The 26,420-nt window shown below is 65.7% G+C and carries 24 protein-coding genes; 12 read left to right on the forward strand and 12 right to left on the reverse strand.

What is annotated here, in order from left to right:
* Positions 1–20: 20 nt before the first annotated feature.
* Together atpD and ACY34H_RS00590 are read left to right on the forward strand one after the other, a co-directional pair.
* A complete protein-coding gene (gene atpD, locus ACY34H_RS00585) occupies positions 21–1,421 on the forward strand; it encodes a F0F1 ATP synthase subunit beta (protein WP_464975538.1) in 1,401 nt (466 codons plus the stop codon).
* A gap of 55 nt (positions 1,422–1,476) precedes the next feature.
* On the forward strand, positions 1,477–1,902 hold the full coding sequence (locus ACY34H_RS00590) for a F0F1 ATP synthase subunit epsilon (RefSeq protein WP_131148399.1): 426 nt from the start codon (positions 1,477–1,479) through the stop codon (positions 1,900–1,902).
* A gap of 167 nt (positions 1,903–2,069) precedes the next feature.
* Here the strand turns inward: ACY34H_RS00590 and ACY34H_RS00595 are convergent, their stop codons facing one another.
* Positions 2,070–2,627 (reverse strand): hypothetical protein, encoded by a 558-nt coding sequence (locus ACY34H_RS00595; RefSeq protein WP_464975539.1) that lies wholly within the window; start codon positions 2,625–2,627, stop codon positions 2,070–2,072.
* Between the two features lie 174 nt (positions 2,628–2,801).
* Here ACY34H_RS00595 and ACY34H_RS00600 point away from each other — a divergent pair, with 174 nt between their 5' ends.
* Positions 2,802–3,191, forward strand: a complete 390-nt coding sequence (locus tag ACY34H_RS00600; protein ID WP_464975540.1) for a VOC family protein — start codon at positions 2,802–2,804, stop codon at positions 3,189–3,191.
* A gap of 73 nt (positions 3,192–3,264) precedes the next feature.
* On the opposite strand, the gene rsgA is transcribed toward ACY34H_RS00600, so the two are convergent.
* The 6 genes from rsgA to ACY34H_RS00630 all read right to left on the reverse strand — a co-directional run bounded on the left by rsgA (position 3,265) and on the right by ACY34H_RS00630 (position 8,042).
* Entirely contained in the window at positions 3,265–4,446 is a 1,182-nt protein-coding gene (rsgA, locus tag ACY34H_RS00605; RefSeq protein WP_464975541.1) for a ribosome small subunit-dependent GTPase A, read from the reverse strand.
* Positions 4,447–4,565: 119 nt separating this feature from the next.
* Complete coding sequence (speD, locus tag ACY34H_RS00610; RefSeq protein ID WP_464975542.1) at positions 4,566–4,940, reverse strand: adenosylmethionine decarboxylase; 375 nt, start codon at positions 4,938–4,940, stop codon at positions 4,566–4,568.
* Positions 4,937–5,110, reverse strand: a complete 174-nt coding sequence (locus tag ACY34H_RS00615; RefSeq protein ID WP_464975543.1) for a hypothetical protein — start codon at positions 5,108–5,110, stop codon at positions 4,937–4,939. Before ACY34H_RS00615 ends, speD begins: the two co-directional genes overlap by 4 nt.
* Entirely contained in the window at positions 5,107–6,582 is a 1,476-nt protein-coding gene (locus tag ACY34H_RS00620) for a DUF4178 domain-containing protein (protein ID WP_464975544.1), read from the reverse strand. Before ACY34H_RS00620 ends, ACY34H_RS00615 begins: the two co-directional genes overlap by 4 nt.
* Before the next feature lie 6 nt (positions 6,583–6,588).
* The gene (locus tag ACY34H_RS00625) at positions 6,589–7,644 is read right to left on the reverse strand and encodes an SPFH domain-containing protein (protein WP_464975545.1); all 1,056 of its coding nucleotides are present in this window, start codon (positions 7,642–7,644) and stop codon (positions 6,589–6,591) included.
* Between the two features lie 11 nt (positions 7,645–7,655).
* The gene (locus ACY34H_RS00630) at positions 7,656–8,042 is read right to left on the reverse strand and encodes a DUF350 domain-containing protein (protein WP_464975546.1); all 387 of its coding nucleotides are present in this window, start codon (positions 8,040–8,042) and stop codon (positions 7,656–7,658) included.
* 55 nt (positions 8,043–8,097) lie between these two features.
* Between ACY34H_RS00630 and ACY34H_RS00635 the strand changes: the two genes are divergently transcribed.
* Complete coding sequence (locus ACY34H_RS00635) at positions 8,098–9,609, forward strand: polyamine aminopropyltransferase (RefSeq protein WP_464975547.1); 1,512 nt, start codon at positions 8,098–8,100, stop codon at positions 9,607–9,609.
* Between the two features lie 7 nt (positions 9,610–9,616).
* Positions 9,617–11,248, forward strand: coding sequence for an FAD-dependent oxidoreductase (locus tag ACY34H_RS00640; protein ID WP_464975548.1), 1,632 nt, complete (start codon positions 9,617–9,619; stop codon positions 11,246–11,248).
* A 91-nt stretch (positions 11,249–11,339) separates the two neighbouring features.
* Here ACY34H_RS00640 and ACY34H_RS00645 read toward each other — a convergent pair whose 3' ends face one another.
* Entirely contained in the window at positions 11,340–12,248 is a 909-nt protein-coding gene (locus ACY34H_RS00645; protein WP_464975549.1) for an ADP-ribosylglycohydrolase family protein, read from the reverse strand.
* Between the two features lie 73 nt (positions 12,249–12,321).
* Entirely contained in the window at positions 12,322–12,864 is a 543-nt protein-coding gene (locus ACY34H_RS00650; RefSeq protein ID WP_464975550.1) for an acyl-CoA thioesterase, read from the reverse strand.
* A 135-nt stretch (positions 12,865–12,999) separates the two neighbouring features.
* On the opposite strand from ACY34H_RS00650, the gene ACY34H_RS00655 reads away from it, so the two are divergent.
* Positions 13,000–13,362: a helix-turn-helix domain-containing protein gene (locus ACY34H_RS00655; RefSeq protein ID WP_464975551.1), complete on the forward strand. Its 363-nt coding sequence runs from the start codon at positions 13,000–13,002 to the stop codon at positions 13,360–13,362.
* Entirely contained in the window at positions 13,346–14,593 is a 1,248-nt protein-coding gene (locus tag ACY34H_RS00660) for a type II toxin-antitoxin system HipA family toxin (RefSeq protein WP_464975552.1), read from the forward strand. The genes ACY34H_RS00655 and ACY34H_RS00660 overlap by 17 nt, the downstream gene beginning before the upstream one ends.
* A gap of 82 nt (positions 14,594–14,675) precedes the next feature.
* Here the strand turns inward: ACY34H_RS00660 and ACY34H_RS00665 are convergent, their stop codons facing one another.
* The 3 genes from ACY34H_RS00665 to ACY34H_RS00675 form a co-directional block, all read right to left on the reverse strand.
* Positions 14,676–15,689, reverse strand: a complete 1,014-nt coding sequence (locus ACY34H_RS00665) for an alpha/beta hydrolase (protein WP_464975553.1) — start codon at positions 15,687–15,689, stop codon at positions 14,676–14,678.
* A 50-nt stretch (positions 15,690–15,739) separates the two neighbouring features.
* Positions 15,740–16,534 (reverse strand): alpha/beta fold hydrolase, encoded by a 795-nt coding sequence (locus ACY34H_RS00670; protein WP_464975554.1) that lies wholly within the window; start codon positions 16,532–16,534, stop codon positions 15,740–15,742.
* Between the two features lie 197 nt (positions 16,535–16,731).
* The gene (locus ACY34H_RS00675) at positions 16,732–18,150 is read right to left on the reverse strand and encodes a hypothetical protein (protein ID WP_464975555.1); all 1,419 of its coding nucleotides are present in this window, start codon (positions 18,148–18,150) and stop codon (positions 16,732–16,734) included.
* Positions 18,151–18,296: 146 nt separating this feature from the next.
* On the opposite strand from ACY34H_RS00675, the gene dgoD reads away from it, so the two are divergent.
* From dgoD to ACY34H_RS00700, 5 genes are all read left to right on the forward strand, one after another.
* The gene (dgoD, locus tag ACY34H_RS00680; RefSeq protein ID WP_464975556.1) at positions 18,297–19,445 is read left to right on the forward strand and encodes a galactonate dehydratase; all 1,149 of its coding nucleotides are present in this window, start codon (positions 18,297–18,299) and stop codon (positions 19,443–19,445) included.
* Positions 19,439–20,431 carry a 2-dehydro-3-deoxygalactonokinase gene (locus ACY34H_RS00685; RefSeq protein ID WP_464975557.1) on the forward strand — a complete coding sequence of 331 codons (993 nt, stop codon included), beginning with the start codon at positions 19,439–19,441 and terminating at the stop codon, positions 20,429–20,431. Before dgoD ends, ACY34H_RS00685 begins: the two co-directional genes overlap by 7 nt.
* A gap of 9 nt (positions 20,432–20,440) precedes the next feature.
* Positions 20,441–21,064, forward strand: a complete 624-nt coding sequence (locus ACY34H_RS00690; RefSeq protein ID WP_464975558.1) for a 2-dehydro-3-deoxy-6-phosphogalactonate aldolase — start codon at positions 20,441–20,443, stop codon at positions 21,062–21,064.
* Positions 21,065–21,174: 110 nt separating this feature from the next.
* The gene (locus ACY34H_RS00695; RefSeq protein ID WP_464975559.1) at positions 21,175–23,616 is read left to right on the forward strand and encodes a beta-galactosidase; all 2,442 of its coding nucleotides are present in this window, start codon (positions 21,175–21,177) and stop codon (positions 23,614–23,616) included.
* 25 nt (positions 23,617–23,641) lie between these two features.
* Positions 23,642–26,302 carry a TonB-dependent receptor gene (locus tag ACY34H_RS00700; RefSeq protein WP_464975560.1) on the forward strand — a complete coding sequence of 887 codons (2,661 nt, stop codon included), beginning with the start codon at positions 23,642–23,644 and terminating at the stop codon, positions 26,300–26,302.
* The last annotated feature ends 118 nt before the right edge of the window (positions 26,303–26,420 follow it).

Below are 26,420 nucleotides of genomic sequence, written 5' to 3' on the forward strand. Positions count from 1 at the left end.
CTATATTTGAAGGAACGAAAATGGCTGATGGCAAAATCGTTCAGTGTATCGGCGCCGTGGTGGACGTGGAGTTCCCGCGCAACGCGATGCCTAAGGTTTTTGACGCGCTGAAAATGGAAGGCTCCGAGCTGACCCTGGAAGTTCAACAGCAGCTGGGCGACGGCATTGTCCGCACCATTGCGCTGGGTTCTTCCGACGGCCTGCGTCGCGGCATGACCATCCAGAACACCGGCAAGCCGATCATGGTACCGGTCGGTCCGGCAACGCTGGGCCGCATCATGGACGTGCTGGGCAACCCGATCGACGAGCGCGGCCCTGTCTCGCAAGAGTCGACCGCCTCGATCCACCGCACCCCGCCGGCCTACGACGAGCTGTCGCCGTCGCAAGACCTGCTGGAAACCGGCATCAAGGTGATCGACCTGGTGTGCCCGTTCGCCAAGGGCGGTAAAGTCGGCCTGTTCGGCGGCGCCGGCGTGGGCAAGACCGTCAACATGATGGAACTGATCAACAACATCGCCAAGGCGCACTCGGGTCTGTCCGTGTTTGCCGGCGTGGGCGAGCGTACCCGCGAAGGTAACGACTTCTACCACGAGATGGCCGATGCCAAAGTGGTCGACCTGGACAACCTGGGCAACTCCAAAGTGGCCATGGTCTACGGCCAGATGAACGAACCGCCGGGCAACCGCCTGCGCGTGGCACTGACCGGCCTGACCATCGCGGAATCGTTCCGTGACCAGGGCAAGGACGTGCTGTTCTTCGTCGACAACATCTACCGCTTCACGCTGGCCGGTACCGAAGTGTCCGCACTGCTGGGCCGTATGCCTTCCGCCGTGGGTTACCAGCCGACGCTGGCCGAAGAAATGGGCCGCCTGCAGGAACGCATCACGTCGACGAAAACCGGTTCGATCACGTCGATCCAGGCCGTCTACGTCCCTGCGGATGACTTGACCGACCCGTCGCCAGCGACGACCTTCGGTCACCTGGATTCCACCGTCGTTCTGTCGCGTGACATCGCCTCGCTGGGTATCTACCCGGCCGTGGACCCGCTGGACTCGACCTCCCGCCAGCTGGACCCGCTGGTCGTCGGCCAGGACCACTACGACACGGCCCGCGCCGTGCAGGGCACGCTGCAGCGCTACAAGGAACTGCGCGACATCATCGCGATTCTGGGCATGGACGAACTGGCACCGGAAGACAAGCTGCTGGTCGCTCGCGCACGTAAGATGCAGCGTTTCCTGTCGCAGCCGTTCCACGTCGCCGAAGTCTTCACCGGCGCACCGGGCAAGTACGTTTCGCTGAAGGACACGATCAAGGGCTTCAAGATGATCGCTTCCGGCGAACTGGATCACCTGCCGGAGCAGGCGTTCTACATGGTCGGCACGATCGAAGAAGCGATCGAAAAAGCCAAGAAGCTGGGCTAATTCGATGCGTCGCCCCGCCTCCTGAGGCGGGGCCGTTGAATCCGATAGGGTAAATATGGCAAACACTATTCACGTCGATGTGGTCTCCGCGGAAGAGCTGATCTTCTCCGGCGAAGCCACCTTCGTCGCGTTGCCGGGCGAGCAGGGCGAGCTGGGTATCTACCCGAAGCACACGCCGCTGATCACCCGTATCCGTCCGGGCGCGGTGCGCATCCAGGTGCAGGGCAAGTCGGAAGAAGAGTTCGTCTTCGTCGCCGGCGGCCTGCTGGAAGTGCAGCCGAACGCCGTGACGGTCCTGGCCGACACCGCGATCCGCGGCGGCGACCTGGACGAAGCCAAGGCGCAAGCCGCCAAGAAACTGGCGGAAGAAAGCCTGGCCAACAACCAGACCGGCATCGACTACGCGAAAGCGCAGGCGGAACTGGCAGCGGCCATCGGCCAGCTGGCAGCCATCGCCAAACTGCGCCAGAACAAGCACTGATCTGGATGCATTCCAAAAAAAGCGGCTTCGGCTGCTTTTTTTACGCCCGTGCTGTTGCAAAGAAATCACGGGGACAGTCCCCGATTTTTTACAACACCCGGCTGTTGTAAAAAAATGGGGACTGTCCCCGAATTTTTACAACAGTCGAGATGGCGGAGCGAGGAGGGTCAGCGGCACAGCCCGTAGGCTTTGCGCTCCGGGAACCAGCGGTAGGTAAAGGTGCGCACCGGGTAGCGTTCGTCGTCGATGATGACGTCCGAGAGCACCAGGTCGAAGCGGTCCGGCAAGCCCTTGTCGATGCCCAGCCGGATGCGCCATTGCGTGACGTCCGCCGTGGCCACCGGCAGCAGCAGGGCCGGGATATTCGTGATGACTTCCACCATTTCCGCGCGGTTGTTGGTGCCGCGCTGGTAGTAGCTCAGCACCTTGGCCCTGGCGATCGTGGCGCCTTTCGGCTGCGTGATGTTGAAGGCGCGCGTGACGAACTGCACCCGGCCGCCGCGCGGCACCAGGTAGACGATGCCGAACTCGGCGCTGCCTTGCTGCAGCGTGACGGGACTGGTCGCCGTAACACTGACGCCTTCGGGCAGCTTGAAGGTCGACCCGTCGGCCCAGTCGCGGCAATCCGGGCTGGCCGCCATGTAGAGTTGTTCGGGCTGGTAATCGTTGCCGCAGCCGGTAACGGCAAGCAGCAGGGGTATGGCAAATGGCGCAAATCGGCGCATGGCAATGATGGTCCAAGACTGACAGCCGCCAGTGTAACCGAGCGTTAGCTACCGCAACAATGCGCCATGCAGGATTGCCGGGCGAGGGCTGCCTTCGGCTACCAACAGTCAATCGTGCGCGCCGGTGCACATTCAACAGTGATAGGCTGGTCTCTCTGACTCCAGGAGCAGCGCATGTTTCATCATCTCGGTATTGTCGTGACGGATTTCACACGCAGCGCGGCGTTGTATGACGCCTGCCTGGCGCCGCTGGGAATCCGCCGCACCGAAACCGACATGGACTGGGCCATCTATGCCGGGCAAAGCGGCCAGCCATTCCTGTGGCTGGGCTCTGAAATACCCACGTACTGGCGTGCCGGCGACCAAGCCGGCAACGCGCCGCTGCATATCGCCTTCGCGGCACCCGACCGCGAAGCCGTCGACAGGTTCTACGCGGCCGCGATGGAACATGGTGCCGAAGACCATGGCCCACCCGGCCCGCGGGTCGGTTCGGGCCATTACTACAGCGCCTACATCCTCGATTTCGACGGCAACAATATCGAAGCGACGCTGCGGGAAAATTAAGGCCCGAAGCACCGCTGCTGCCGCCTTATCGCTTGCCATTACCTCTTGGCGCTTGCCCCTTAGCGCTTGACCCTCAGCGCTTGCCTTTTTCCCGCAGGTGCCGCTCGATCGCCTTCCACTTCGCCCGCGCGGCGATCCGGTCCAGCGGCGTCTGCTCGACCCTGCGCGCGTCCCGCAACAGCTTGTGGTAATTGGCCAGCCGGTCCGGATCGGTGCCCACGCGAACGGCGCAACCTGGTTCCAGTTCATGATGGCAATCGCGGAACTGGCAACCTTCCGCCAGCGTGGCGATATCGTCGAACGTGGCAGCCAGCGTCTTCTCGTCCGCATCCGGCCGCCAGGTGCGCAAGCCCGGTGTATCGATGATGCAGGCGCCGCTGGCGCAGCGGTGCAGCGAGCGCGTAGTGGTCGTATGCTTGCCGCGCCCATCGCCCTTGCGCGTGCCGCCGGTATCCTGCCCGGCGGCGGCCAGCGTGTTGGTCAGCGTCGACTTGCCGGTGCCGGAAGCACCGAGCAGGCACAGCGTCTGGCCGGTGCCCAGCCATGGTTGCAACGCCGTGGCGGCGGCATCGCTCAAGCCGTTGATCGCCAGCACGGCAATGCCGGCCGGCAGCCTGCGCTGGACTTCCGCGACCTTGCCGTCGGCATCGCCGGCGATATCGGCCTTGGTCAGCACCACGACCGGCACGATATCGGCGCTTTGCACGGTGGCGATATACCGTTCCAGCCGGCGGATGTTGAAATCGAGGTCCAGGCCCATCACCAGCAGCGCGGTGTCGATATTGCTGGCCAGGACCTGGCGGCGGCCATCGTTGGCGCGGCGCGCGACCTGCGTCAGCGGCGCGGCCCGCAATGCGATCCACGGTTCGCCGTCCAGGTCGTCGACGGCGACCCAGTCGCCGACCGCCAGGGCGTCTTCTTCATCGGCCAGCGCCGACAGCAGCCGGGGCAGGGCACGGGCCTGGCGATCGCCATGCCCGTCGTGTACGGTCATCCATTCGCCGTGGATGGCGGTGATGCGCATCGGGCGCATCGTTGCCGTGGTGTCCAGCGCCGCCAGCTTGCCGGCGCCAAGGTTGTTCAGTCCGATAGTACGCAAGGTGTCGATTGCGGTTGCGATCGCGATGTGCAGCATGATGTGGTGTTCCCATGAGTTGACAGCCCGCGGCGCGCGCAGGCACAGCCGCACGCGAAGCAGGTCGCTTCGGGCGGCAGCGTCGAAGGGGAAGGTCGGCGCGCCAGGCGCCGGGAACACCAGAGGTCAGTAAGTGGTGACTAAGCTGAGAACCCGGAAGTGTCAGGCGGCCGACAGGAAGGCAATGTCCGTGGCTTTCATGATTGTCTCCTGTATGCGTTGGTAGAACTGCAAGCTTCTCATTCCACGACGGCTTCGTCAACCGCGCAGCGTTGCACGGCGCGGACGCGGCAGTGAGTGGGCGCCAACGCCTGGCGCAAGACGTCCAGTGCGCGCTGGGGCGCGGCAGCGCCGCACATGAAGATGTCGACCGCGGCGAATTCCTGCTCGGGCCATGTGTGAATCGAGATGTGCGATTCGGCCAGCAGCACCACGCCGGTCACGCCGAGCCCCGGCCCGAACGCATGGAAATGGCTGTGCAGGACATGCGCGCCGGCCGCTTCCGCCGCCGCGCGCAGCAGCATGTCGATCGCCGGGCAGCTCGTCAACCTGTCCGGCGCAACGCCGGACAGGTCCGCCAGCAGATGGGTCCCCTCGGCCTTGTAAGCACTCACTTATGGCCTCCGCCGCCACCGCCCCAGCTGCCGCCGCCCGTGCTGGACGACCAGGTGGAGCCGCCAGTACGATAGCCGCGGCCGCCCGAGCTGCCCGAACCCATGCTGCTCCAGCTGAGCACGGTCGAAACGAAGACGACGGCGATCCCGTAGATCCAGAACTTCTTCATGGCTTGTTGTCGTTGTTATCCAGGAAGATCGCCGGCAGGTACAGCGCCAGCCCGGCCAGCACCGTGTACGCAATCGTGCCGCCGAAATTGGCCACCAGCGGGATGGCGTTCACGACGCCGGCCGCGATGATCAGTAACTTGGCCGCACTGCGGTAGCGGGTGCCGCTGTTCAGCGTGCCCGGCACGCGCAACGGCGGCGGCGCGCCTTTCAGGACATCGGGGAACCACGCCTTCAACTGGTCGAACGCCACGGGCGTCGAGCGGGACCAGGTGATCTCGTTCGCGCTGCGTTCGGCCGCCAGCGTGACCCGGCCCTGCCGGAATTCCTCCACCTGCGCCACGTCGCCCGCTTCGACACGCCAGTTGAACGCGCCGGCGGCAAACGTCACGCGGGCAGGGTAGCCATACAGCCGCCGATACGACACGTTGTCGAGCAGGGCCGAATCGCCGCGCCAGTCTGGCCAGACGTCCATCGCATCGGAACGCTGCCAGCCATCGTCCGTCTCCACCAGCCATGTGAAGCCGGCACGGCTTCCGTACAGCAGGTATTCGGTCCACTCGGTGCCCTCATCGTCCGCGCGGCGCATCACGCCGATCACGGTCAGCTTCTGGTTGCCCAGCGTGCCCTCGGCGCCCAGCGGCAGCGTGACCTTGGCCGCCAGTGTGGCATCCACGCGCTCGCCGGCGCGCAGCACCTCGATCTTCGGGCTGGCCGCGTCGAGCTGCGCGCGGCAGGCCGGGCACACCAGGTTCGCCGTCATGCCCGGCAAATACTTGATGGCGCTGCCGCACGACGGGCAGTCGAGCGCGTCGACCTTGCCGCGGAAGCGGCCGGCGGTGCGCCGGATTTCCATGTCGTCGCGCAGCAGTTGCGGGCGCAGGCTGTCCAGCGTCACCGGCACGCCGCCATAGGCCAGCGGCCGGTCGCCATCGGAATAATCCAGTGTGAGGAAAGCGCCGCCGCCGCGCAGGTCCGCCACCTTCGCTTGCCAGCCTTCGGTCACGCGGAACGGCAGTTCGCCCTGGCCGCCGGCGCACTGGGCCGTGCGCACGTCCGCCGCCATCCAGCGCTCGCCGGCCACGGTCACGTAATGGCCGGCCTGGAGTTCGCCGAAAGCGGGCAGCGGGCCTTCCAGCCGGCGTTCGAGCGTGATCGTGAACTGGCCCGAGGCATCGCCCAGCCAGCCGGACTGGCCATCGTCGAACAGCAGGTACCACTCGTTCCAGAAGCCGGCGTCGTAGCGCAGCTGCAGGCGTCCGATCACCGTGAACGGGCGGTCTGCCCAGGTGCCGGAAGTGCCGAGCTGGATCGGCGAATAATCCTCCAGCACGTCCGCGATCTTGCCGAGATCGCGCACGCTGCCGGCGTCCTTCAGCACGCCGGTGCGGCAGTACTCGCACACGGCCATCACGGCCGCGTGCGAGCGGAAGCGCACCTCGGCGCCGCAGTTGGGGCAAGAGACGACTTGCACCAGCCGTCAGCCGATCAGTTTCTTCAGCAGCTCGGCTTTCGTGCTGTCATAGTCGGCGGCGGAGATCAGGCCCTTGTCCAGCAGGCCTTTCAGTTTTTGCAGGCGGGCTTCGATCGAATCGTCGGCCGGTGCCGGCGAAGCCGCCGACGGAGCCGCCGACGGAGCCGCCTGTGGCGCGACCGGCGCCAGCGACGCGCCGACGGCCTGGCCCATCGCCTGGCCGATCGTCACGCCGGCACCCAGCCCGGCACCGATGCCGGCGATGCCGCCTTCGTTCTGCGCCGCCAGCGGGATCGCGGTGGCGGTCTGGTAGCGGGTGAAACCGGCCATCTTGTCGGCCGACAGGCCGCCTTTCATGCCGGCCGAGATGCGGTCGTCCAGCGCCTTCTGCAATTCCTCGGGCAGGCTGACGGAGGCCACGTTGAATTCATCGAGACCGATGCCGTAGCGGGCGAAGGCGTCGGCGAGATCGCCCTTGATTTCCTGCGCCATCAGCGACTGGTTTGCGGCCATGTCGAGGAAGGCCACGTTCGAGCCGCCGATCGAGCTGGCCATCGTGGCCAGCAGGATGCCGCGCAACTGCTCTTCCACCTCGTCGCGCGTGTACGCCTCGCGCGTGCCGCTGATCTCGGTGAAGAACTTGCGGGCATCCGTCACGCGATACGAATACATGCCGAAGGCACGCACGCGGATCATGTCGAAATCCTTGTCGCGGATGGTCACCGGCTGCGGCGTGCCCCACTTGCGGCCCGTCTGCACGCGGGTGCTGAAGAAGTACACGTCCGACTTGAACGGCGCGTCGAACAGCTTGTCCCAGTTCTTCAGGTTGGTCAGCACGGGCAGCGTCTGGGTCGTCAGCTTGTGCGTGCCGGGGCCGAACACGTCGGCGATCTGGCCCTCGTTGACGAACACCGCCACCTGCGACTCGCGCACCACCAGCACGCCGCCGTTCTGGATCTCGAAATCCTGCATCGGGTAGCGCCAGGACAGCACGCCTTCCTGGTCCTCGTTCCACTGCAGGACGTCGATGAACTGCTTCTTGATAAAGCTGCCGATACCCATCGTGGGCTCCTTCAGGAAATGCAGGCGGCATTGATGCCGCCGATGGAAAGGGAAATGGTGCCGAGCAGCGCGCCGAATGCGCTGTTGCCCGATTCGATCTGGTCCTTGGCCATTTTCAGCGCGCGCGTGGTGACCGCGTAAGCCAGCGCCTGCACGATCATCGCGCCGAAGGCCCAGGCGAAGAACTCCTGGTAATTGCGCGTGTGCAGCAGGCCCGAGGCGATCGTCAGCGAAAAGCCCAGCAGGGCACCGCCCAGCGACAGGGCCGCCGCGTGGTTGCCTTGACGGATCAGGTGCACCTCGTCGTACGGGGTCATCCACGTGTAAGCCTTGAAGAACACCGCCAGCAGCGCAGCGGCGATACACAGGTGGATCAGGTAGTTGGCAACAGCGAACATGGCTTATGATGACAAGCTTGTAAGTAGAGAAACATGATAATCCAGCAGCGGACCAATGACCAAAAAGATTCTGATCCTGTCCGTGTTCGTCGTCGCCTCGTGCGGCCTGGCCTATGAACTGATCGCCGGTGCGCTGGCCAGCTACCTGCTGGGCGATTCTGTGCTGCAGTTTTCCACCATCATCGGCTGCTACCTGTTCGCGATGGGCGTCGGCGCCCACCTGTCGAAATACGTGAAGGACGAGCACGTGCTGGCGCGCTTCGTCGACATCGAACTGGCCATCGGCCTGATCGGCGGCGTGTCCGCGGCCCTGCTGTTTCTCACGTTTTCGTGGGCCGCCGCGCCGTTCCGGCTGCTGCTGTACGTGCTGGTGTTCATGATCGGCGCGATGGTCGGCATGGAAGTGCCGCTGGTGATGCGGGCGCTGAATGCGCGCCAGACCGCGTTCGCCGATATCGTCAGCCGCGTGCTCACGTTCGACTACCTGGGCGCGCTGGCCGTGTCGCTGCTGTTCCCGCTGGTGCTGGCGCCGCACCTGGGCCTGGTGCGCACCGGCTACCTGTTCGGCATGCTCAACATCGGCGTGGCGCTGTGGACGATCCGCGTGTTCCGCGCCGAACTGACGAATCTTGCGGGACGCACCTTGCGCGCCTGCGGCGTGCTGGTGGCATTGGCCTTCGGTTTTGCCAGCGCCGACCGGTTGACGCATTTCGGCGAGCATTCGCTGTTCGGTGACGAGATCGTGTACGCCACCAGCACGCCCTACCAGCGCCTGGTGATCACGCGCTGGAAGGACGACACGCGGCTCTATATCAACGGCAACCTGCAGTTCTCGTCGCGCGACGAATACCGGTATCACGAGGCCCTGGTCCACCCCGCGCTGGAACGGCTGCCGTGGGCCAAGCGCGTGCTGGTGCTGGGCGGCGGCGACGGCCTCGCGGCGCGCGAAGTGCTGCGCTACAAGAACATCGAACACGTGACGCTGGTCGACCTGGACCCGGCAATGACCGCCGCGTTCCGGACCCGCGCCGAACTGGCCGCGCTGAATCATGGCGCATTGTCCGACCCACGCGTGAAGATCATCAACGCCGATGCGGCCGTCTGGCTGCGCAATACCGACGAGATGTTCGATGCCGTCATCGTCGATTTCCCCGATCCGTCCAGCTTCGCGCTCGGCAAGCTGTATTCGGTGCCGTTCTACAGCATGCTGCGCCACCACGTGGCGGCCAACGGGCTGGTGGTGGTGCAGTCGACGTCGCCGTATTTCGCGCCGCACGCGTTCTGGACCATCGATGCCACGCTGCGCGAAGTGGGCCTGCGTACCCACCCGTACCACCTGTACGTGCCGTCGTTCGGCGAGTGGGGTTTCATCCTCGCCTCGCCGCAGGGCAGCTTCACGCCGCCGGCCTCGTACCGGTTGCCGATGCGCTTCCTGAACGGCGCCACCACGGCGGCAATGTTCACCTTCCCGCCGGACATGCAGCCGTTGACGATGGCGCCGAACCGGCTGAATACCCAATCGCTGGTGCACGAGTTCGAGCAGGACTGGCACCGCACGATTCGCTGAGGACACCATGCAACGCCGTTCTTTCCTGCGCTGGACCGCCGCTCTCGGAGCCGGCGGTGCGGCCGCCGCCGCCGGCATCGCCGCCTACGGGCGCTGGCGCGAAATCAAGCCCGAACTTCATTTTCCCGGCCGCGCCGAAGGCCATTATTTGCGTGATGCTCTGCGCGACCGCCAGGCGCTGCCCGCGCCGTCGGAGACGATCGAGGCCGACGTCGCGGTGCTCGGCTCAGGCATTGCCGGCCTGACGGCGGCATGGAAGCTGCACCGGGAAGGCGTCGGCAACGTGCTGATGGTCGACGGCCCCGAGCCGTTCGGCAACGCGGCGGGCGGCGCCCATGGCGAACTGGCCTATCCGACCGGTGCGCACTACCTGCCGATCCCGCCGCAGGAATGCCTGCACGTGCGGCACCTGCTGTACGACCTGGGCATCATCACGCGCGATCCATATGGTCCCAAGCCGCACTACGATGAAAAACTGATCCTGCACGCGCCGCACGAACGGCTGCTGTATCAAGGCAAGTGGCACGAAGGCATCACGCCGCGCGCGGGCGTGCCGCCGGCCGAGATGGCCGAGCACGCGCGCTTCAATGCCGAGATGGAAAAGCTGCACGCCATGCGCGGCGCCGACCGCCGCAAGGTGTTCACGCTGCCGTCCGCGCATGCCTCGGCCGATCCGGCCTGGCGCCGGCTCGACACCATCACCTTTAAAACCTGGCTGGAACAGAACAACTATCGGGCGCCGACCTTGCTGTGGTACCTCGATTACTGCTGCCGCGACGATTACGGTACCGGCATCGACCGCGTCTCGGCCTGGGCCGGGCTGCATTATTTCTGCGCGCGTGGTGGCGAGGCGGCCAATGCGGAAGGCGGTGCCTGGCTGACGTGGCCCGGCGGCCTGCAGCCGCTGGCCGCAAAGCTGGCCGAGCGCACCGGCGCGCGGCGCATGGCCGGCACGGTGGCATCCGTGAAGGAAGTGGACGGGCGCGCCGAAGCGCTGTGCTTCGTGCTGGAAAACGGCAAGCCGCGCACCTGCCTGGTACGGGCACGCAAGGCCATCTGCGCCATGCCGCTGCTGGTGGCCAGCCGCGTGGTCGACAACATCGCTGCCTACGGCTTCGACCCGGCACGGCACATGCCGGCGTACTCGCCATGGCTGGTGACGAACTTCCTGCTCGACCGTTTTCCGGAAGAGCTGCCCGAAGCGCCGCTGTCGTGGGATAACGTGGTGCACGGCACGCAGGGTCTCGGCTACGTGGTCTCCACCCACCAGGACATCCGCCAGACGCCGCCGGCGCGGACGGTATTTACCAGCTACGTGGCGCTGGCCGACCGCGATCCGCTCGCGGCACGCAAGTGGATGGAGGCCGCATCGCCCGAGGAACTGCTGGCGCTGGCCACCGTCGACCTGCGCGCGGCCTATGGCGATGCTTTCGACGGCTGCGTGCTGCGCGCCGACATCACGCTGCGCGCGCATGCGATGGCCGCGCCGCTGCCGGGTTTTCTCTCCAATCCCGGCGTGCAGGCGCTGCGCGATGCCAGCGGGCCGGTGCTGTTCGCGCATGCCGACCTGTCGGGCTTTTCGGTGTTCGAAGAAGCGTCGTGGTGGGGCTGGCAGGCGGCGCGCAACGCGCTGGGGTGACCGTACTGCCACTCCCCGTGGTACTGCCTGTGCTGCGCGGCGAACGCCAGCTGACCGCCAGCGGCCAGTCCCGCTGGCGGTCAGCTGGCGGTCAGCTGGAATGCCGCTCGACCAGCAACCGGTCGGCGAGCGAGAGAATTTCGTCACGCATCGCGAGCCGGGCAAGCCAATGGCCGGGAATCTGCTCGACCCCATAATAAGCACCGGCCAGCTGGCCGCAGATCGCTGCCGTCGTGTCAGCGTCATCGCCGAGATTCGCGGCCTTCAAAATAGCGCTCTCGAACGAGTCGGTATGCCAGAAGCACCAGATGGCCGCTTCCAGCGATTCCACCGAGTAGCCACTGCCTTTGATCTGATCCATGCGCTTGTGCAGGCAGGATCCCTTTGCCAGTGCATCCACCTTTTCGCTCAGTGGTTCGGGGGGCACCACTGCAAGGATGTCCGTCTTGGAAGCGCCCAGTAACGCGGCGCGCAATTGCAGCCCGAAGAGCCTGGAGCATTCGATTGCTTCCTGCGCTCCGTGCGTGGTGCGCGTGCTTTCACCCGCATATCGAAATACCGCCGCATCATCGGTGGCGTAATACATCACCACTGGCGCCAGGCGCATCAAGGCGCCATTGCCCGCCGTGTGCGGGAGAGGGGAGCCGGCGAATGGGTTCTTGTCTTGCAGGAATTTGCGCAGTGCGACCGCCGTCGTATTGCCAATATCGAAGCATTCGCCGGTACTGCTCATGTAGCCGTAGTTATACCAGTTGCAGTACCGGTTCATCTGGTCGACGGGATCGAAGCCTTGCCGATACAGCAGGCTATGTGCAAGACAAAGCGCCATCGACGTGTCATCGGTCCATTCGCCCGGCTGGAGATCGAACGGGCCGCCACCGACCATGTCGGTCAGCTCAGGGAACGTACCACGCTGCTCGAATTCAACCGTGGTGCCGACGGCATCGCCACAGGCCAGACCCAGCAGGGCCCCGCGATAGCGGGCTTGTTCAGTGGTCAAAAGACTCTCCTCAGGGGCTGGTGTGCAAGGCGTGCGGCCTTCCGGAACATCATATCCGGCGTCGCAGGAGGGTTCAATCCGCGTTCAGCTTCATTGCCGCATCCAGGTCCAGCATTGCCTGCACCGCGCCATCGAGCGGCGGCGACTGCACGCCGGTCACGTTCACGCTGCGGAAGATCGTCTCGATCGGCACGAAACCCCGTGCCTTGCGGGAGTACAGCCCGGCCAGCACCAGCGCACGCGTTGCCACCACGTCGCCGTCGGCCAGGATGCGCTGTTCGAACACGACGCGGTTTTCCGTCCACGCCGCAATCCGCGTTTCCAGCACAAACGGCTGGAACAGGCGCAGTTCGCGGCGGAAGCGGATCGCGCCACCGCCGACGATCGGCGTCCACTTGTTCTTCAATACCGCACCCAACAGCCCCATGCGCAGCATGATGTCGGTGCGGCCCAGGTCGAACAGCGTCCAGTAGCGGCCATTGTTGACGTGGCCATTGGTGTCGAGGTCGTTGAACCAGACCCGGAATGTCAGGCGCGAGACGCCGTGCGGCGCGGCCAGTTTCGGGCGGAACGGAGTGCTGATCAGCAGGTACAGCAGGCGGAACCACAGGTTCATCGGAATCCCGGTTGAAAAAATCGCATGCTGGCCCAGCAGGACTGGTTTGGCAAGGAGGGTTTCCTCTAGCGGATCGAAAAACTGCTATTGAGGAGCCGCCATAGATAGCTGCTTATAGAGCATAAAACAATATCTATGATGGATTTGTGGTGGTATTATCGTCCGATGCCTAAAAAGATTGCCGATGCGGATGTCCTTCCTACCTTGGTACGGGAACGCCTGATTGCCTGGGGGAGGGTCGTGCGCGCTGAACGACTGCGGCAACGGATTACCATTGCAGACTTGTGTGGAAGGGTAGGGATATCCGAGGCGACGTTGCGACGCCTGGAGCGTGGCGATCCTGGCGCTGCCGCTGGCACCTATCTGGAAACACTTCTCGTGCTGGGCCTGTTCGATCAGGCTGTTCCATCATTGCCGGCTTCGCTCGGTACGGCCACTGGAAAAAGGGTAAGGCACGGCAAGCTGAAACGAGAAGAAGGCGATGGCGACTATTTCTAAGCCGCTCTTCGTCTATCTCCAGCGTCCTGACACCGGCGACTGGGTCACTGTAGGCCGCTATCTTAGGCCAGCGGAAAACATCAACGGACAGTTTCGATACGCCCCCAGTTACGTGGACGCCGGTCTGGCATGGGCAATCGATCCGGTCAACCTGCCATTCAGGCCCGATACCGAATGGACTGCCGAGCGATACCAAGGTTTGCACGACGTGCTCAGAGATGCCTGTCCTGATGCCTGGGGCCAGGCGCTGTTACGGCGAGAGCACAACCTTCCGGAAGGAGCCCCGCTGCAGCGCTACCTCGTCCTGGCAGGAAACACCGACCGATGGGGTGCGCTTGCCGTTGGTACTGGCAAGAAGCCATCGGTTGCCGAACTGACGAGCCCCAAGCTGCCGCAATTGTCCCTGCTGGTCGAAGAACTGAATGCCATGAGCGAGCGCAGGCCGGCTGTTGATGCCAGGCTCAGGAAACGTCTGGTGCAAACCGCCAGTGTCGGCGGTGCCCGTCCCAAGGCCACTGTGCAGGATGAAGCTGGGCGGTATTGGCTCGTCAAGCCACAGGTAGTAACCGACGTGGCGGATATTCCGCGGCTCGAACACATGGCACAGCAATGGGGAAGAGCAAGTGGCCTGAATTTCGCGGAGACCGTTTTTCACAGCGCTGCGGCTGGACGCAGTGCGGTGCGGGTGCTGCGCTTCGATCGCGAACGTCACCAGCGCCGCATGTGTGTCAGTGCGGCGTCGCTGCTGCAGGCCGAGTATCCAGGTGACGCGTCGCACATGGACCGCTGGAGCTACCCGCGCCTGGCAGAGGAATTACGCAGAATCGGCGCACCGGTCGAAGACCGCATCGAACTGTTCGGCCGCATGATCTTCAATGCGCTATGCGGAAACGACGACGACCATGTGCGCAATCACGCGGTCGTCTACCGCCACGACAAGAAGCGCTGGCGGCTTGCCCCGGCGTTCGACGTGGTACCGAATCCTGTCGAGACGCCTCGCACGCTGATGCTCCAGCTGTCGATGGGAAGATTCGATATCTCCCGTGCTTCAGCGCTGGCCGATGCGCGGCGCTTCGGATTTGCCAATGTGGAGGAAGCGGAACACTATCTCGACGATGTGCTGGCCCAGGTGCGTAAAGGCTTTGACAGCACGGCGCACTGGCTGGAGCCCGTGTGGCAGGAATTACTGCGAGCACGGCTGGACGAAAACCAGAAACTTCTCGGCCGTTGAAACAAAACGGGCACCTCGTCGAGGTGCCCGCCGCCATTGCCGAATTGGACAGGACGGGTTCGATGCTCGTCCTCCAATACGCTTACTTCAACCGCAGCCTCAACTCGCCCGCCGCCTGGTCCATCGCCGCGCGCACGGCCGGCACGTCGCTCAGCACATTGAGCAGGCCGAAGTCGTGGATCATGCCGTTGTAGCGCACCGACTTCACCACGACGCCGGCGGCATCGAGCTTGCGGCCATACGCTTCGCCTTCGTCGCGCAGCACGTCGAACTCGGCGGTCTGGATCAGCGCGGGCGGCAGGCCTGCCAGCTGGGCGGTGCTGGCCTGCAGCGGGGAAGCGTAGATCTCCTTGCGGGCCGCCGCATCGCGGGTGTAGTTATCCCAGAACCAGGTCATCATGTTCTTCGTCAGGAAGTGACCGTCCGCATACTGCTGGTACGAGGGCGTGTTGAAATTCGCATCCGTCACCGGCCACAGCAGCACCTGGGCGCGCAGCGCCGGTCCGCCCTTGTCCTTCGCCATCAGGCTGACGACGGCCGCCATGTTGCCGCCCACGCTGTTGCCGGCCACCGCCAGGCGCTTGCCGTCGATGCCGATCTCGCCGCCATGCGCGGCCACCCAGCGGGTCGCGGCATAGGCTTCATTGATCGCCACACCGTAACCGGCTTCCGGCGATGGCGTGTAGTTGACGAACACCGCCGCCGCGCCGGAACCGGCAACCAGGTCGCGCACCAGCCGTTCATGGGTGGGGAAATCGCCCAGCACCCAGCCGCCGCCATGGAAGAACATGAATGCCGGCACGGTGCCCGTCACGCCGGCCGGGCGCACGATCGTCAGCTTGACCGGCTTGCCGTCGAGCGTCACCGTTTTTTCGCTCACGTCGGCCGCCGGCAGTTTGACGTTGGCGCCGGCCTGCGCGCCCACCAGCACGGCGCGGGCTTCCTGTGGCGTCATCTGCTCGATCGGCTTGCCGCCTTCGATCGCCTGCAGGAAGCCGGCGGTCTGGCGTTCGACGCCGGGCAGGGCGGCGGCGGTGGCCGTGGTGGCGGTGACGGCGAGCAGTGCGGTGGCGAGGACGGTCTTGACGGTGTTCATGGTGATTTCCTTTGCTTGTTATTAGATAGTGTGCGACTTAAATGGTGCGATTACTTGGCTTGTGCGGCGGTTTCGATCAGCTTCGCCACGGCGTCCGGATGCGACGTCATCACCACGTGGGAAGCGCCGGGAATTGCCACCGTTTGCCGCGATTGCGCGCGGTCGGCCATGAACTGCAGTGCCGCAGCCGGGATGTTCTTGTCGGCGGTGCCGTAGACGAAGTACGACGGCAGGTTCTTCCATGCCGGGGCGCCGGCCGCCTCGGTCAGTGCCGCTTCGGCGATCGGGCGCTGCGCAACCGCCATCAGTTCTGCCTGGGCTTTCGGCACGTCGGCGGCGAACTGCTGGTGGAACTTGTCCTGCTGGATGTAGAAGTCCTTGCCGCCGTCAGGCAGCGCCACCGGCTCGGCCAGTGCCGGGCCCAGCGTGCCGCCCGGGTAGCGTCCCGACAGTTCGAGGGCCGTTTCACCCTGTTCCGGTGCGAACGCCGCCACGTACACCAGGCTCTTCACGTTGGACTGGCCATAAGCCGCGGCCGAGATCACCGCACCGCCGTACGAGTGCCCAACCAGCACCACCGGACCCTTGACGCTTTTCACGATGGTGGCCACCGCGGCCGCATCGCCTTTCACGCTGCGCAGCGGGTTGGCGGCGCCGATCACGGTGTAGCCGTCGGCACGCAGTTTCGCGGCCACGCCATTCCAGCTGCCCGAATCGGCAAAGGCGCCGTGGACCAGGATGACGGTCGGCTTGACGCTGGCGTTCACGTTGGCGGCCGGGGCGGCGATGGCCGAGGCGGAACCGATGATCGACAGGGCGAGGGCGATGGATTTGATGGCGTTCATGGTGAATCTCCTTAAGTTGAATAACGTTCGATTATATAGCGTGCTACTTATCAGATCGTGCTGTGCCGGCTTCCACCGGCTGCGGGCTTTGCTTGCTGCGCTCAACCCATGGACCGAAGTATAGATAGCGCGCGATTAAATAGCAAGCGGTTTTATAAAGATTTTTTTTGCACCTGCGCCAGCCGGGGCCCCACGCATCAGCGAGCCGCGGCCAGTATTGCCCGGGCATGCGGCGCTCCAGGCGTCGCTGACCCGGCGGTGCTGCGGATGCTGGCGCGCAACGAGGCTGGCAGGGCGCCGCTGCGCATGATCAGCGCGGCCAGTTCGTCCGGCTGGTACGGCACCGGTGCGGCCAGTGCCGCCACGAGCATCGGCTGCAGGGGCGCCAGCAATGGCACGGCGACCATGTCCCTGTGCTCTGGCGGAAGGCGGCGCACCAGGTAGTCCAGCGCCTGCACCGCCTGGTGGAATGCCGGAGGGTGATCGGGGTTCGGTGCGGCCACGTCCATCCGCTGCGCCGTCTCCAGTCCATTACGCAAGGCGGCCCCGAGCCTGGCGACCATGCGCCGGTCCAGCGTGAATTGCCGGGTTTCCCACAGGTAGGTGAGCCCCATGAGATTGCATGTCGGGGACAACGCATGGAAAAAATCCAGGCCCCGTTCCCACTCCTCGAGCGGCCGGGCAGCCAATGCCTGGCTGCCGAAGAAGGCACCCGTGCCGAGCTGCAGGTAGCACACCTGGCGCAGCACCCGTTCGGCGCCGCGCTCGCGCATCGTCCGCGCCAGGGCGTCGGCTGGCCGGCATGCCGCGCCACGCGGCCCGCCCAGGTCGAATGCCACGGGCGCGGTGCGGTAGCGGCGGTCGTCCACCTCGGGAAACGCCACGACCGCTTGAAGCGTTCCCCTGGTCGCGGGGCTGCCGCACGCGGCCACCACGGCATTCCGGTGCGCCGAGTATTCGGGGTCGTAAGGCTGGCCGAGGAGGTAGCCGTCGTGATAGTAGAGCTCCGGCCCGCGAGGCCATAGTTCAGGCGGCGCTGGCGCGGTGACGGTCGACGCGTCGATGTCGTACATCAATGCGGCGACGTAGCCCGCCAGCTGCGTGGGAACGGCATAGGTGAATTCCTGGGCGATCGCTGCCGCGGGTTCCCAGCAGGAGCCGGAACCGGTGGGCACGGTGACCACCCGGGCCACCGCATGCGGGGCCAGGGCAAGCGCGTAATGGCCCGCCGTCTCCACGGCGGTGTCGTCAATGGTCACGGCCAGTTTGTCGGGATAGCGCCACGCGCCGTGTGAACGCACGTAGTGGAACGCATAGCGTGCCCCCGGCTGGAAGCCGCCCGCCAGTTCCAGCCGCACCCACGGCATATCGCCATACTGGCGGATACGCAGGCGTAGCACCCGCTTGTCGTCGGTGGAAACCACCTTGAACGCGGCGGCGGAGGGTATGTTCCTTCCCGTGTAAAACATGACGCCAAGCGCATTTTTCGGCAGCCTCGTCACTTCGTGCCGGAAAAAGCCGGACTCGTCTGCGTGGGCCGGTGGGGAGCATGCCACCGCGGCACCACCGGTGGCCAGGAGTGCCAGCGCCGCCAGGCAGGAAGGAAGGATGTTCATGGCGCGAGCATAACATTGCAGGCAAGCATGCTATTGGATGCGCATCCGCCAGATATGTAAATTTGATATACGTTCTGCTGAATAATCAATATTTCATCTCTACCTGATCGCGCTACACTGGCCTGACCACATTCCCCCTGGCCGACATGAAAATCACCAAGCTCACGCTGTACCGGGTGCCACCCCGCTGGATGTTCCTGAAGATCGAAACCGACGAAGGCATCACGGGCTGGGGCGAACCGGTGATCGAGGGCCGCGCGCGCACCGTCGAAGCGGCCGTCAACGAACTGAGCGAATACCTGGTGGGCCAGGATCCGACCCGCATCAACGACCTGTGGCAGGTGATGTACCGCGGCGGCTTCTATCGGGGCGGGCCGATCCTGATGAGCGCGATCGCCGGCATCGACCAGGCACTGTGGGACATCAAGGGCAAGGCGCTCGGCGTGCCGGTCTACGAGCTGCTGGGCGGACGCGTGCGCGACAAGATGAAGATGTACAGCTGGGTCGGCGGCGACCGCCCGGCCGATGTCATCGAAGGCATCCTCACGCTGCGCGAGATCGGCATCCAGACATTCAAGCTGAACGGCACGGAGGAGCTGGGCATCATCGACACGGCAACGGCCGTCGATGCCGCCGTCAGCCGCATCGCGCAGATCCGCGAGGCGTTCGGCAACACGATCGAATTCGGCATCGACTTCCATGGCCGCGTGGCCGCGCCGATGGCGAAAGTGCTGCTGCGCGAACTGGAAGCGCATCGCCCGCTGTTCGTCGAGGAGCCGGTGCTGGCCGAACAGGCCGAGTACTACCCGCGCCTGGCCGAGTACACATCGATTCCGCTGGCCGCCGGCGAACGGATGTATTCGCGCTTCGAGTTCAAGCACGTGTTCCAGCGCGGCGGCATTTCGATCGTGCAGCCGGACCTGTCGCATGCCGGCGGCATTACCGAGTGCGTCAAGATCGCCGCGATGGCCGAGGCCTACGACGTGGCGTTCGCGCCGCATTGCCCGCTGGGTCCGGTGGCGCTGGCCGCGTGCCTGCAGGTCGATTTCGTGTCGCACAATGCCGTGCTGCAGGAGCAAAGCATGGGCATCCATTACAACAAGGGCGCCGAGCTGTTCGACTACGTGGTCAACCGCGAAGACTTCCAGATCACCGACGGCTACTTCCCGCCGCTGCCCAAGCCGGGCCTGGGCGTGATCGTCGACGAAGAACGCGTCATCGCCGCCAGCCAGAATCCGCCGGACTGGCGCAACCCCGTGTGGCGCCACCCGGACGGCAGCGTCGCGGAATGGTGAACACGCCTTCCCTCATCGGTCTCGACTGGGGCAGCACCAGCCTGCGTGCATGGCTGATCGCGCCCGACGGCACGGTGCTGGAGGAACGCCAGGCGGACAAGGGGGCGTCCACGCTGTCCGGCCACGCGGCGTTCGTCGCGGCGTTCGATGACGTGTCCGGCGCCTGGCGCGCCGCGCACGCCGGATTGCCGGTGCTGGCCTGCGGCATGGTCGGCAGCACGCACGGCTGGCAGGACGTGCCGTATGCGCGCTGCCCGGCCGGTGCCGCCGCGCTGGCGGCCGGCCTGCGCCGTCCGGAAGGCAGTCACGATGGAGCGCCCGATGGCGCACCCGATGGCGTACCCGATGGCGTACCCTATATCGTGCCCGGCGTGCTGTTCGACGATACCAGCCTGCCGCCGGACGTGATGCGCGGCGAGGAAACGCAGGTCGTCGGCGCGCTGCACCTGCATGAAACGCTGCGTGCTTCCAGCTGCGTGGTACTGCCCGGTACCCACTCGAAATGGGCGCAGGTCTGCGCCGGGCGCATCGTGCGCTTCGCCACGCACATGACGGGCGAACTGTACGCCGTGCTGCGCCAGCACTCGGTGCTGGGCCGCCTGATGCCGGACGATGCGCCGGTCGACCCCGATGCGTTCGTGCAGGGCGTCGACGCGGCGCGCGACCATGGCGAGCTGGGGCTGCCGCACCAGATCTTCGCCGCGCGCAGCCTCGGCGTCACCGGGCGCCTGCCGCACGAGATGCTGGCCGACTACCTGTCCGGCCTGCTGATCGGCCACGAATTGCGCGCCGGCCTGCAATGGCGCGCGATGGCCGGCGTGGGTGGGCAGCCGCTGGCGCTGGTGGGCGCGCCGAAGCTGTGCGCCCGCTACCAGGTGGCACTGCACCGTTTCCAGCGGCCCGCCGACCTGGTGCTCGATAACACGGCGCCGGCCGGGCTGCTCGCACTGGCCCGCGAGGCGGGCCTGCTGCCGATTGAAACCTGAAGGGTCCCGATGAACGTATTCGACGAAGCTTTTGCCACACTGCCGCTGGTCGCGATCCTGCGCGGCCTGCGCCCCGACGAAGCGGAAGGCATCGGCGCCGCGCTGTACGGCGCGGGTTTTCGCCTGATCGAAGTGCCGCTCAATTCCCCCGACCCGTTCGACTCGATCGCACGCCTGGCGCGCAGCCTGCCGGCCGATGCCGTGCTGGGCGCGGGCACCGTGCTGGAAACCGACGCCGTGGCACGCGTGCGCGATGCCGGCGGCAAACTGATCGTGATGCCGCACGCGGATACGGAAGTGATTCGCGCCGCCAAGGCGGCCGGCATGTACTGCGTGCCCGGCGTGGCCACGCCCACCGAGGCATTCGCGGCGCTCAAGGCCGGCGCCGATGCGCTGAAGTTGTTCCCGGCCGAACTGGTAACGCCGGCGGTGGTGCGCGCCATGCGCGCGGTGTTGCCTAAAGACAACAAATTGCTGCCCGTGGGTGGCATAACACCTGACAATATGTCAGACTTCCGCGCCGCCGGCGTTGCCGGCTTCGGACTTGGGTCCGCCCTGTATAAACCCGGCATGGATGCCGCATCCGTCGCCGTCAACGCAAAGGCGTTCGTCGACGCCTGGAAGCAGAAGTAGAGCACACCTGAAGCACACGCGAATCACATCTTTTTAAAGCACACCCTGCCAACCGGCGAGGCGCCCGCGGACAGCGGGCACCGCCGGAACCCGATTACCCTGGAGACTGGATGAGCAAGCATTTGACGCGGCCCGCACTGGCGCTGGCGGCAGCATTGGCGATGTGCGGCACGCATGCCGCGCAGGTCATCGGCGTGGATGCGTCGGCACCGGCCGCGGCACCCGTGACCGGCCACCTGCAACTGGGTGCCGCGAAGACACCGAAGGGCAGCGTGCTGGGCGCGAACAACCGCTACCTGACGCTCGACGGCCAGCCGTGGATGCCGGTGATGGGCGAGTTCCACTACTCGCGCAGTCCGGCCGCCACGTGGGAAGCGGAACTGGCGAAGATGAAGGCGGCCGGCATCACCGTCGTGGCCAGCTACGTGATCTGGAACCACCACGAACCGAAGGATGGCGCGTTCGACTGGCAAGGCAACCGCGACCTGCGCCGCTTCGTGCAGCTGTGCGACAAGCTGGGCCTGAAGGCCGTCGTGCGCGTCGGCCCGTGGGTGCATGCGGAAGTGCGCTACGGCGGCATTCCCGACTGGGTGGTGGACGGCATGCGCACGCGCGGCGACGATCCGCAATACCTGCGCCACGTGGCGCGGCTGTACCGCGAAATCGGCCAGCAGCTGAAGGGCACCCTGTGGAAGGATGGCGGCCCCGTCATCGGCCTGCAGCTGGAAAACGAATACAACCTGAGCGGCCCGGGCGAGGGCGCCGGCCACATCGCCACCCTGAAGAAGCTGGCGCTGCAGGCGGGCATGGACGTGCCGTACTACACCGTCACCGGCTGGGATGGCGCGCAGTATCCGTCCGGCCAGGTGACGCCGGTGTTCGGCGGCTATGTCGACGAGCCATGGGCCGTGTCGACCACCGAACTGCCGCCGAAGGAAACCTACGCGTTCCGCTTCGACAGCCGGGTGTCCGGCGACCTGGGTGCGCAGACGAAGTCGCACGGCCCGGGCACCGCCGAGGCGGACATCGACAAGACCCCGTTCCTCGGCGCCGAATACGGCGCCGGCCTGCCGTTCATGTATCGCCGCCGCCCGGTGGTATCGCCGGACGACATCGCCTCGATGCTGCCGGTGCAGCTGGGTTCCGGCGTGAACCTGATGGGCTACTACATGTTCCATGGCGGCCGCAATCCGGTCGGCGGCACCACGCTGGAAGAAAGCAGCATCAGCGGCGGCTACAACGATACGCCGGCGATCAACTACGATTTCCAGGCGCCGCTGGGCCCGGACGGCCAGCAGCGTGCCGTGCTGGGCTACCTGCGCCCGTTCCATTACTTCATCGCCGGTTTCGGCGACCGCCTGGCACCGATGACGGTGCGCAAGCCGGACGTGACGCCGGCCGGCCCGCAGGATCTGCAAACGCCGCGCGTGTCCGTGCGCAGCAGCGGCGACAGCGCCTTCGTGTTCGTCAACAACCACGTACGCCAGTATCCGATGCCGGCGCAGTCGCTGCAGTTCGACGTGAAACTGGCGGGCGGCACGGTGCGATTCCCGCGCCAGGCCGTGACGGTGCCGAACGGCGCGTACGCGATCTGGCCGGTGAACTTCGACCTGGACGGCACGCGCCTGCGCTATGCGACGGCACAGCCGGTCGCGCGCCTCGATGGCGGTGCCGATGGCATTACTTACGTGTTTGCCGCCGCCGCCGGCGTTCCCGTCGAGCTGGCGCTGGAAGCCGGTGGCGCGACGGTGGAGACGTCCGCCAGCCGCGTCACCGAACAGGGCGCCACGATCCTCGCCGTGACGCCGGGAACGTCGCGCGCATTGACGATCCGGCGCGCCGGGGCAAAGCCGGTCCACCTGCTGGTGCTGACGGCCGAGCAGTCGCGCCAGCTGGCCGTCGGCGAGATCGGCGGCCAGCGCCGCCTGGTCCTGAGCGGCCAGCAAACCTGGTTCGACGGCGGCAAGCTGCACCTGCGCTCGGTCGGCGATGCCGCGATGCGCTTTGCCGTCTACCCGGCACTGGCCCGCGCGCCGAAAGCGCAGCATCCACTGCGTACGCAGGGCAATGACGGCGTATTCCAGGCATATGAGGCCACGCTGCCGGCAGTGCGGCTGACCGCCACCGCCACGCCGCTGCGCGAAGCACGCCCGGCGCCGGCGGTGATGAAGGGCGGCCTCGCGAAGGCGGCCATCCAGCCGATCCCGGAAGCCTGGCGCAGCGCCGCCACCTGGCGTATCGACGTGCAGCCCGACGCGCTGAAACACGTCGACGATGCGCTGCTGCAGATCGACTTCACGGGCGACATCGGCCGGCTGTTCGACGGCACGCGCCTGGCGGACGACTGGTATTACAGCGGTTACGGCTGGCAGGCCGGCCTGAAGGCGCTGGCGGCGAAGAACGCACTGTCGCTGGCGGTGCTGCCGCTGCGCGCCGACGCCCCGGTCTACATCCCGAAAGAAGCACGCCCCGAATTCGGCGCACAAGCGCAGATCGCGCGCGTCAATCAAGTGAGCCTGATACCCGTGTACCAGCTCACCGTCACACCATAAAAATTTTTACACCATCGGAGAAAGCATGAACCTCACCAAGCAACCAGGTCGCCGCCACGCGATCGCCATCGCCGCAGCCCTCTGCGCGATGCCGGCACTGGCACAGACCACCGACACTTCCGCCGCTCCAGCAGCCCCAGCCGCCGAGACGCAGCAGGTCGTCGTGACCGGCATGCGCGCCAGCCTGCAAAAGGCCCAGGACCTGAAGAAGAACGCCGACCAGGTGGTCGACTCGATCGTCGCCGACGATATCGGCAAGCTGCCCGATTCGAACGTGGCCGAGGCACTGCAACGGATCACCGGCGTGCAGATCTCGCGCAGCCGCGGCGAAGGCGACCGGGTACAGATCCGCGGCCTGTCGCAGACCCAGACCCTGGTCAACGGCCGTTCCATCTTCACGGCCGGCAAGGAACGCGGCCTGTCGTTCCAGGACGTGCCGTCCGAACTGCTGGCCGGCGCCGACGTGTACAAGAGCCCGACGGCCGAACAGGTCGAAGGCGGCATCGGCGGCGTGATCGACCTGCGCATGCGCCGGCCGTTCGACTTCGCCGGCTCGAAAGTGGCCGGCACCATCAAGGCCACCGATGCCGACTACGCCGACAAGCGCAACGGCGAAGGCTCGCTGCTCGTGTCGAACCGCTGGAAACTGAACGGCCAGGATTTCGGCGCGCTGATCTCCGTGGCGCACCAGAAGCGCAACTACCGTTCGGACATGCAGGAACTGGATCCGCCATCCCAGCTGGCCGACGGTTCGGGCGCCTACGCGCCGATCGGCGCGTGGTACTCGTACGAGATGGGCGAGCGCGAACGCACCGGCATCAACTCGTCGCTGCAATGGCGCCCGATGCGCGGCGTCGAGCTGTACCTGGATGCCAACTACACGAAGCTGGAAAGCACCACCGACACCTATGGCTTCTACGGCTCGCCGTACTGGCCGAACTGGACCGCTGAAACCAATGCCGGCGCCATGTGGCCGCGCGGCAGCGTCACCACCGAGAACGGCAATGTCACCAAGGGCACGTTCTACGGCGCCGACCTGACCACCTCCGGCTACATCGGCGACAATGACACCAAGACCCGCCAGCTGGCGATCGGCGGTTCGTGGCGCGCCAACGGCTGGACCGTCAAGTCCGAGCTGGGTTACACCAAGAGCAATTTCGAGCGCTTCTACCAGGAAGTGCGCCTGGGCGTGGGTACTGCCAGCCCGGCATTTACGTACGACCTGACCACCGAGCTGCCGTCCGCCTACCCGGAACTGGCCAACCCGAACGACCTGGTCACGCCATCGCAGTACTGGGCCGACAAGGCGCTGTACTTCCGCCAGAAGAACGAAGGCCGCGAGACCACGTGGCGCGGCGACGTCGAGCGTAGCCTGGACAGCGACCTGATTCCGCGCATCAAGGCCGGCGTGCGCCTGACCGACCGCAAGGCATCGAGCTCCGAGATCAACACGATCGACGATATCTGGAATGCCGCCGGCACCGGCCCCGTGGGCGGCGCGCTGCCTGGCCTGGCAAGCCAGATCGGCACGATTCCATACAGCGACCTGCTGCACCGCGAAGGTGCCGGCAACATCCCGAAACAGTGGCTGTCGATCGCCAACCTGGACTGGCTGCGCAACCCGCAGACCGTGCGCGACGCGCTGGGCCTGGCGGTACCGGCCTTCGACGCGGGCCAGACCTTCGACTTCGGCGAGAAAACCCAGGCCCTGTACGGCATGGCCGACTTCGAATCCGAACTGCTGGGCAAGGAAGTGACCGGTAACTTCGGCGTGCGCTACGTGCGCACGAAAACCGAGCGCCGCTGGCAGGAACTGCAGAACAACGGCTACGTGACGCGCCAGGCCGATACCACCGACGACGACTTCCTGCCGAGCGTGAACGCGCGCATGGAGCTGACGGACAAGCTGATCGCCCGTGTCGCCGCCTCCAAGGTCGTGACGCGCCCGGACTTCAACCAGCTGACGCCGAGCCTGTCGCTGGATGCCAACAACCGTACCGGCTTCGTCGGCAACCCGGACCTGCAGCCACTGTCGGCGCGCCAGTTCGACACCACGCTGGAGTACTACCTGAGCCAGAGCGACTACGTGTTCGCCGCGGCGTTCTACAAGAAGGTCGACGGCTTCATCCAGACCACCACGAGCGACGTGAAGTACGGCGACACCACGTATGCGGTGCGCACGCCGTCGAACGGCAACGACGGCACGATCAAGGGCCTGGAAATCGGCTACCAGGGCTTCTTCACGAACCTGCCGGGCTACTGGAAAGGCCTGGGCCTGCAAGCCAACTTCACGTACGTGCACAGCAAGGCACCGGGTCCGCTGGAAGGCCAGCAGACCGCGCTGGAAAACCTGTCGAAGCAGAGCTACAACATCGTCGGCATGTATGACTGGAACGACTTCGCGCTGCGCCTGGCCTACAACTACCGCGGCAAGTACCTGGCCGGCACGGAGAACTACTACGTGAACAACGGCGCGACGATGTCGCAGACGCCGGCGTACATGAACGGCTACGGCCTGGTCGACGCCTACGCCAGCTACCAGCTGACGAAGAACCTGAAGGTGGCGTTCGAAGTCAGCAACCTGACGCGCAAGTCGCGCAGCAGCTACTACGGCGTGACCGGCACGCAGTTCGGCCGCTATGCCGACGACCGCCGCTTCGGCCTGAGCCTGCAAGCGAACCTGTAATGCATGGCCGCATGCGGCGGTCCCAGGTGATCCACTGGTGACCGCCGCATGCTCCGCCACCGCCGAACCACGCGCCCGCGTGGCGATGGCCGCACCGTCCGGCGCGGCCATTTTTTTT

This window comes from Pseudoduganella sp. jia 9 (assembly GCF_055502615.1).